This is a genomic window from Rahnella sp. AN3-3W3 (assembly GCF_003263545.1).
Classification (GTDB): Bacteria; Pseudomonadota; Gammaproteobacteria; order Enterobacterales; family Enterobacteriaceae; genus Rahnella; species Rahnella variigena.
Genome location: NZ_JYDG01000036.1, coordinates 1 through 8,631, shown reverse-complemented (window position 1 = coordinate 8,631; position 8,631 = coordinate 1). Strand labels below are relative to the sequence as shown.

Below are 8,631 nucleotides of genomic sequence, written 5' to 3'. Positions count from 1 at the left end.
CGCAGGGGGAGGAGCAAAGAAAAACGGCTCTTTGAAGTGGGAGGAGCAAGCAAATCAGCGACTGCAAAGTTTGTAATAAACTTCATTCCACCGGATCTGATTCTTAAAGTCCGGCAGCGTCGTCTCGTTATCAATCACCAGCAACTCAATATTGCTCAGCTCCGCATATAACCGCAATGCGTCAATATCCAGCGCCTGCGAGAACACGGTATGGTGCGCGCCGCCGCCGAGGATCCAGGCTTCTGCCGCTGTCGCCAGTGACGGCTGGGCTTTCCAGATAGCGCGGGCGACGGGCAGTTTTGGCAACGGGTGCGGTTGCTCTACGGTATCCACCAGATTGACCAGCAGACGGAAACGGTCGCCCATGTCGATGACGCTGGCGTTAACCGCAGGGCCTGCCGGCGTGGAGAAGATCAGACGCGCCGGATCCGCTTTGCCACCTATGCCGAGATATTGTGCATCGAGTAACGGTTTTTCTTCTTTGGCAATCGACGGACACACTTCCAGCATGTGCGAGCCGACCACCAGATCGTTGCCCGGTTTGAAGTGGTAAGTGTAATCTTCCATGAACGACGTGCCGCCTTTCAGGCCGCTGGCCATCACTTTCATGATGCGCAGCAATGCCGCAGTTTTCCAGTCGCCTTCGCCGCCAAAGCCGTAGCCTTTTTGCATCAGACGCTGTACCGCCAGCCCCGGCAGCTGTTTCATACCGTGCAGATCTTCAAAGTTAGTGGTGAATGCGCCGAATTTACCTTGCTCCAGGAAACGCGTCATCCCCAGTTCAATTTTCGCTGCATCCAGCAGGTTTTCACGACGTTCGCCGTTCAGTTTAACCGCATCGGTCAGGCGATAAGTGGCTTCGTATTCTTCCACCAGCTGGTCGATATCGCCTTTGCTGACTTCGTTGATGACGCTGACCAAATCGCCAATACCGTAAGCATTGATGCTGTAGCCGAACTGGATTTGTGCGGCCACTTTGTCACCTTCGGTGACGGCAACTTCACGCATGTTGTCGCCAAAGCGCGCCACTTTCAGATGCTGACTTTCGTTTTTCGCCGCAGCGACGCGCATCCATTGGGCGATGCGGCGATGTGATTCGCCATCCTGCCAGTGTCCCGCGACCACAGTGTGTTGCTGACGCATACGGGCACCGATGAAGCCAAACTCGCGGCCGCCGTGTGCGGTCTGGTTCAGGTTCATGAAGTCCATGTCCATGGTGTCCCACGGAATTTCAGCGTTGAACTGCGTATGGAACTGCAACAACGGCTTATGCAGAATGCTTAAGCCCGCGATCCACATTTTGGCCGGAGAGAAGGTGTGCAGCCAGGTGATGATCCCCACGCAGGCATTGTCGTAGTTGGCCTCGCGGCACAGCGCCGTGATTTCATCCGGCGTGGTGACCAGCGGTTTAAGCACCAGTTTGACCGGCAAACCGGCTTCGCTGTTCAGGCTACTGACCACCTTTTCGGCGTTCTCTTTTACCTGACGCAACGCTTCCGGTCCGTACAGATGCTGACTGCCAATGGCGAACCACACTTCGAGATGTTTAAACGCGTCCATTTATTACTCCTGAATATCGTAGGTGTGAAATAGCAATTTATGTGACAGACATTAATGTGCCGGTTTCGCTGCAAACAGCGGTTCAGTGGTGGCACACCATTGCTGATAACGTTCGTACAGGCGCTGATATTGCTCGACGCGCTGCGGATCTGGCAGCAGTGTACGCTCGATGCTGCAGGCCATTTTTTCCTGTGCGGCAGGAACGTCGCTGAATTCCCCGGCGGCGACGGCAGCAAAAATTGCCGCACCCAGCGCACAACACTGATCGGAGGCGACGATTTGCAGCGGACGGTTCATCGCGTCAGCGCAAACCTGCATGATGACCGGTGATTTACGTGCGATACCGCCGAGCGTGAGGACGTTCTCCACCGGAATATCCTGCTGTTCGAAACATTCCATGATGGCGCGTGCGCCAAAGGCGGTGGCAGCGATAAAGCCCCCGAACAGTTCCGGCGCTCGTGTGCCCAGATTGATATCGGTGATGACGCCTTTCAGACGCTGATTGGCAAACGGTGTACGGCGACCGTTGAACCAGTCGAGCACCAGCGGCAGATGATCGAGTTTCGGACTGGCCGCCCACGCTGCGGTGAGATCGGACAGCAGATTTTTTTGCAGGCTGGTCAGTTGCGGTGCCATTTCAGGATGCGCTTTAGCGGCCTGAATCAGTGGCCAGCTCAGCAGACGACTGAACCAGGCATACATATCACCGAAAGCGGATTGTCCGGCTTCCATCCCGATCATGTCCGGCACCACGCTGCCTTCGACCTGACCGCAAATCCCGGCAATCGCGCGGTCGTTTACGCGTTCTTTGTCGGCGATCAGAATGTCGCAGGTGGAAGTCCCGATCACTTTCACCAGCGTATAAGGCTGTGCGCCCGCGCCGACTGCGCCCATATGGCAGTCGAATGCACCGCCGGAAAGCACCACGGAAGCAGGCAGGCCAAGGCGTTCTGCCCATTCAGTGGTCAGCGTGCCAACAGCCTTTTCGGCGGTAACGGTGTCAGTAAACAGCGGATAGGGCAGGTTTTCGACCAGCAATGGATCGAGAGCGGCAAAGAAATCTTTTGGTGGCAAACCGCCCCATGACGGATGCCAGAGCATTTTGTGTCCGGCGCTGCAACGACCACGCACCACTTTGTCCGGCGCCGTGGTACCGGAAAGCAGGGCAGGCACCCAGTCGCACAGTTCAACCCAGGAAGCCGCGGCTGTTTTAACGGCAGCGTCCGCACGGGAAACATGCAGGATTTTCGCCCAGAACCATTCTGAGGAATAAACGCCGCCGATATAGCGGGAATAGTCGGGGAATTCACCGCTGCGGCACAGGCGGTTAATTTCTTCGGCTTCTTCGATGGCGGTGTGATCTTTCCATAACACGAACATGGCGTTCGGGTTTTCGGCGAACTCCGGCTTCAGCGCCAGAATGTTGCCTTCGTTATCTACAGGAGCCGGTGTAGAACCGGTGGAATCTACACCGATCCCCACCACGCGCGCCGCCCGTTCACTGCCCAGACGTTGCACGACGTTTTTGATTGCCTGCTCCATCGCTTCTATATAGTCGAGCGGATGGTGGCGGAACTGGTTTATTGCCGCGTCACAGTAACGGCCTTCAGTCCAGCGCGGATAATAAACCACGTCAGTTTCCATCTCCGCACCGGTCTGACAATCCACAGCCAGTGCCCGGACAGAATCGCTGCCAAAATCAAGACCAAGAGCAATCGCACCTTGCGTCATTCTTTCTCACTCCTTCAGGTTTGCCGTAGTCATTACGGCGGCGAATCGAATTGCTCTAACAGTAGGAGGATGCAAAAAAGTGAGTGAGGAGGCGTTAGCTGGAAGTATGCACAAATCTGCTCCCAATGATGTTTCTGTGAGGTTGGTCAAATGTTAGCGTTTGGCTAAAATCGCTATATCTATGTACAAACCTGCTGTTTTCCCGCCGTGTGATAGCGCTCTACATTCCGCTGCAAAATTACCGCTAAAACTTAACCCGTCTTACAAGAGAGTGTGACGTAAATCCGCTATACACAGGACTTCGCCGCACTTTCACTTTGTTTCCTTACGCTACTGATAACGTTTTCATGATTGCGGCAAACCAACAGATTTGAGACTGCGATTGTGAAAAACAACAATAAAAGTCGGAGAACATCATGCATAAATTCACTAAGGCATTAGCGGCGGTAGGGTTAGCAGCCGTTATGTCACATTCAGCTATGGCAGCCGAAAATCCAAAGCTGGGTTTCCTGGTTAAACAGCCAGAAGAGCCGTGGTTCCAGACTGAATGGCGCTTTGCAGATAAAGCCGGTAAGGATCTGAACTTTGAGGTCATCAAAATTGCTGTGCCGGACGGTGAAAAAACGCTGAATGCCATCGACAGTCTGGCGGCAAACGGCGCGAAAGGTTTTGTTATCTGTACGCCGGATCCGCGTCTGGGGCCTGCCATCATGGCGAAAGCGCGCAGCTATGACATGAAAGTTATCCAGGTGGATGACCAGTTCGTGAATGCCAAAGGCAAGCCAATGGAAGAAGTGCCATTGGTGATGATGGCCGCCACCAAAATTGGCGAACGTCAGGGACAGGAACTGTATAAAGAAATGCAAAAACGTGGCTGGAAAGTCGCAGATACCGGCGTGATGGCGATTACCGCTGATGAGCTGGACACTGCACGCCGCCGTACTTCCGGTTCTATGGATGCACTGAAAGCTGCCGGTTTCCCGGAAAAACAAATCTATAAAGTTCCGACCAAATCCAACGATATCCCTGGCGCACTGGATGCCGGTAACTCCCTGTTAGTCCAACATCCTGAAGTGAAGAACTGGCTGATCATCGGTATGAACGACAACACCGTTCTCGGTGGCGTGCGGGCAACAGAAGGTCAGGGCTTCAAAGCCGCTAACGTGATCGGCATTGGTATCAACGGTGTGGACGCCGTGAATGAGCTGTCAAAAAGCGCGCAAACCGGCTTCTACGGTTCCCTGTTACCTAGCCCGGATATCCACGGTTATAAAAGTATCCAGATGCTGAACGAATGGGTCACCAAAGGCGTTGAACCACCGAAATTCACCGAAGTCACTGATGTTGTGTTAATCACCCGCGACAACTTCAAAGAAGAGCTGAAGAAGAAAGGTCTTATGTGATCTTCAGATGTGGTTGAAACAAGCAATACCCCTAAATAATTCGAGTTGCAGGAAGGCGGCAAGTGAGCGAGTCCCGATGAGCTTACATAAGTAAGTGATTCGGGTGAGTAAGCGTAGCCAACGCATCTGCAACTTGAAGTATGAAGGGGAGAGACGCTGCTGCATGGCGGACGACAGGAAGTTTTACGAACTGTTTTCTGCTGTGCAGTGGCGTGCATTCAACTTTACTTAATTTCCAGGTAGCCACTATGACTCAGCAATCTTCAAACAAGACGCCTTTGCTGACACCGTCACTGACGGAGTTTGATGCGGCCACGCCGTATCTGGAATTCCATGACATTGGCAAAACTTTTCCAGGCGTGAAAGCGCTGGACGGGATTTCTTTCAATTGTTATGCCGGGCAGATCCATGCGCTGATGGGCGAAAACGGCGCGGGTAAATCGACGCTGCTGAAAATCCTCAGCGGCAACTATCAGCCTTCGCAGGGCAATATTCATATCAGAGGGCAGCAGGTCGCTTTCAATAACACCACCGATGCGCTCGATGCCGGTGTAGCGATCATTTATCAGGAATTGCATCTGGTGCCGGAAATGACGGTGGCAGAGAACATTTATCTCGGACAGTTACCCAGCAAACACGGTTTCGTGAACCGCAAATTGCTGCGCTATGAAACCAAAATTCAGCTCGAACACCTCGGGCTGGATATCGATCCCGATACCCCGCTGAAATATCTCTCCATCGGTCAGTGGCAGATGGTGGAAATCGCTAAAGCGCTGGCGCGTAACGCCAAAATCATTGCCTTCGATGAGCCGACCAGTTCACTTTCAGCACGTGAAATCGAACAACTGTTCCGTGTTATCCGTGAGTTGCGTGCAGAAGGGCGTGTGATTTTGTATGTGTCACACCGTATGGAAGAGATTTTTGCATTAAGTGACGCTGTCACCGTTTTCAAAGACGGCCGCTATGTGCGTACCTTTGACGACATGACACAGGTGGATAACAGCAAGCTGGTGCAGGCGATGGTCGGCCGTAATCTGGACGACATTTACGGCTACGCGCCGCGTCCGCACGGCGAAATACGTTTGCAGCTGGATCAGGTCAAAGCACCGGGCGTGAAAACACCGATCAGCCTGAGCGTGCGTCAGGGCGAAATCGTCGGCCTGTTCGGGCTGGTAGGTGCCGGTCGCAGTGAGCTGATGAAGGGATTATTTGGCGGCACGCGCGTCACCGGCGGCACACTGCGCCTCGATGGCAAAGTGATGAACATCCGTAAACCGGCAGATGCGATCCGCCAGGGCATCATGCTCTGTCCTGAAGACCGCAAAGCCGACGGCATCATTCCTGTTCACTCGGTACGTGACAACATCAACATCAGCGCCCGCCGGAAAACGGTGAAAGCGGGTTGCCTGATCAACAACGCCTGGGAAGCGAAAAATGCGCGCAAGCACATCGAGGCGCTGAATATTAAAACGCCGAGCGATCAGCAACTGATCATGAACCTTTCCGGCGGTAATCAGCAAAAGGCCATTTTAGGACGCTGGTTGTCGGAAGACATGAAAGTCATTTTGCTCGACGAACCGACGCGCGGGATTGACGTCGGCGCCAAGCATGAAATTTACAACGTGATTTATTCACTGGCGAAACAAGGCATTGCGGTGCTGTTTGCGTCCAGTGATTTACCGGAAGTGCTGGGTCTGGCGGACAGAATTGTGGTGATGCGCGAAGGCGCTGTCTCCGGCGAACTGTCCCACGATGAAGCCACCGAAGAAAAAGCGCTGGGGCTCGCCATGTTGCGGACACCAGACCTTGATTCTGCCCCTGACGCTGCCTGACTGAGGAGCAAAAATATTATGTCGAGTATGACAACCAATTCAGCCAAACCGGATCAACCTTCAGCGGCATCGCGCAGCGGACAAGGCCTGATGCGTATCTGGGACAGCTACGGCATGTTAGTGGTGTTCGCCGTACTTTTTCTCGCCTGTTCGATTTTTGTGCCGAACTTCAGTTCTTTCATCAACATGAAAGGGTTGGGGCTGGCCATTTCGATGTCCGGCATGGTGGCTTGCGGGATGCTGTTCTGTCTGGCTTCCGGTGACTTTGACTTGTCTGTCGCCTCCGTTATCGCCTGTGCGGGCGTGACAACCGCGGTGGTCATTAATATGACTGAAAACCTGTGGATTGGCGTCGCTGCCGGTTTACTGCTCGGGATGCTGACCGGTTTACTCAACGGCTTTGTTATCGCCCGCCTGAAAATTAACGCGCTGATCACCACGCTTGCCACCATGCAGATTGTGCGCGGTCTGGCGTACATCATTTCTGACGGTAAAGCGGTGGGCATTGAAGACGAACGTTTCTTCGCACTCGGCTACGCCAACTGGCTGGGACTGCCGCGCCAATCTGGCTGACGGTCGGCTGTCTGATTATCTTTGGTCTGCTGCTGAACAAAACCACGTTTGGACGTAACACGCTGGCGATTGGGGGTAATGAAGACGCCGCGCGTCTGGCCGGTGTGCCGGTGGTGCGCACTAAAATCATTATCTTCGTTCTGTCCGGTCTGGTATCGGCGGCGGCGGGGATCATTCTGGCTTCGCGTATGACCAGCGGTCAGCCAATGACGTCGCTGGGCTTTGAGCTGATCGTCATCTCCGCCTGCGTGCTGGGTGGCGTTTCGCTGAAAGGCGGCATCGGTAAAATTTCCTACGTGGTATCGGGGATCCTGATCCTGGGTACCGTGGAAAATGCCATGAACCTGCTGAATATATCTCCGTTCTCGCAGTATGTGGTACGTGGTCTGATCTTGCTGGCGGCGGTTATCTTCGACCGCTACAAACAGAAAGCGAAAAAGACCGTTTAACGGAGTTTTGTGATAACGCTTTCACAGCTTGTTACCCGCGGCATTTAACGCTCAGACCGGTTAAATGCCGCAAAAACGCGTGGTTGTTCACAAAAAAGTAACATTTATTGGCAGCGTTTTCATCGCTGATTAGAATAGATAAAAAGTCCATAGCCACGTGAAGTTTCGGGAGGTTCGATGTATCACCGTATGATTCAGGATCAGCAGCAAAACCCGCTGTTACCGGGTTACAGTTTCAACGCCTATCTGGTCGCCGGTATGACACCGATCCTTGCTGACGGGCCACTGGATTTCGCCATTGATCGTCCGGGTGGCATGAAAGGTTACATTCTCAACCTGACCGTAAAAGGGCAGGGCAAAGTCTTTGACGGCGAAGATACGTTCTACTGCAATCCCGGCGATCTGCTGTTATTCCCGCCGAAAGCCCGTCATCTCTACAGCCGTTCCGCTAACGCCGATTCCTGGTACCACCGGTGGGTGTATTTCCGCCCGCGTGCCTACTGGGCCGACTGGCTGGAGTGGCACACTAAAACCCGCGACGTCGGGCGTCTCTCCTTACCGAATAACACCTTATTACTGGAATTCGACCGCCTGTTTGCCAATATTGAGCAAACCCAAAAATCAGGCCGTCGTTTCTGTGAAGAGTTAGGGATGAATCTGCTGGAGCGTCTGTTGCTGCGCGCAATGGAAGAAGATCCGCAGAGTCCGCAAAAAATCATGGATCCGCGCGTTATCGAGGCCTGCCAGTTCATCACCGGAAATCTGGCCGGAGAGTTGCGCATCGACGAAGTGGCGCGTCATGTTTGCCTGTCACCATCACGGCTGGCGCATCTGTTCCGCGAACAGGTGGGGATCAACATCCTGCGCTGGCGTGAAGATCAGCGGGTGATCCGCGCCAAACTTTTATTACAGACGACTCAGGAATCTATAGCAACGATTGGCCGGGTGGTGGGATATGACGATCAGTTGTATTTCTCGCGGGTATTCCGCAAACGGGTAGGGGTCAGCCCAAGTGATTTCCGCCGCAGAAGTGTTGAGATTAACTATCCGGCTAAACCGTACAAGTCACATCCGTGGCCGGAG

General features: G+C 53.7%; 5 protein-coding genes and 1 pseudogene. 4 read left to right on the top strand and 2 right to left on the bottom strand.

The features are described from left to right. Positions 1-54: 54 nt before the first annotated feature. Entirely contained in the window at positions 55-1,560 is a 1,506-nt protein-coding gene (gene araA / locus UC15_RS11315) for an L-arabinose isomerase (RefSeq protein ID WP_112288543.1), read from the bottom strand. A gap of 51 nt (positions 1,561-1,611) precedes the next feature. After that, complete coding sequence (locus tag UC15_RS11310) at positions 1,612-3,291, bottom strand: ribulokinase (RefSeq protein WP_112288542.1); 1,680 nt, start codon at positions 3,289-3,291, stop codon at positions 1,612-1,614. A gap of 416 nt (positions 3,292-3,707) precedes the next feature. Here UC15_RS11310 and UC15_RS11305 point away from each other — a divergent pair, with 416 nt between their 5' ends. The 4 genes and pseudogenes from UC15_RS11305 to araC all read left to right on the top strand — a co-directional run. After that, positions 3,708-4,694, top strand: coding sequence for an arabinose ABC transporter substrate-binding protein (locus UC15_RS11305; protein WP_112288541.1), 987 nt, complete (start codon positions 3,708-3,710; stop codon positions 4,692-4,694). A 248-nt stretch (positions 4,695-4,942) separates the two neighbouring features. Further along, a complete protein-coding gene (gene araG / locus UC15_RS11295) occupies positions 4,943-6,526 on the top strand; it encodes an L-arabinose ABC transporter ATP-binding protein AraG (RefSeq protein ID WP_112288540.1) in 1,584 nt (527 codons plus the stop codon). 18 nt (positions 6,527-6,544) lie between these two features. Then, positions 6,545-7,548, top strand: a pseudogene (gene araH / locus UC15_RS11290) (L-arabinose ABC transporter permease AraH). A gap of 177 nt (positions 7,549-7,725) precedes the next feature. Next, positions 7,726-8,631 (top strand): arabinose operon transcriptional regulator AraC (gene araC, locus UC15_RS11285; protein WP_112288539.1); only part of this gene is annotated, 906 nt, incomplete at its 3' end.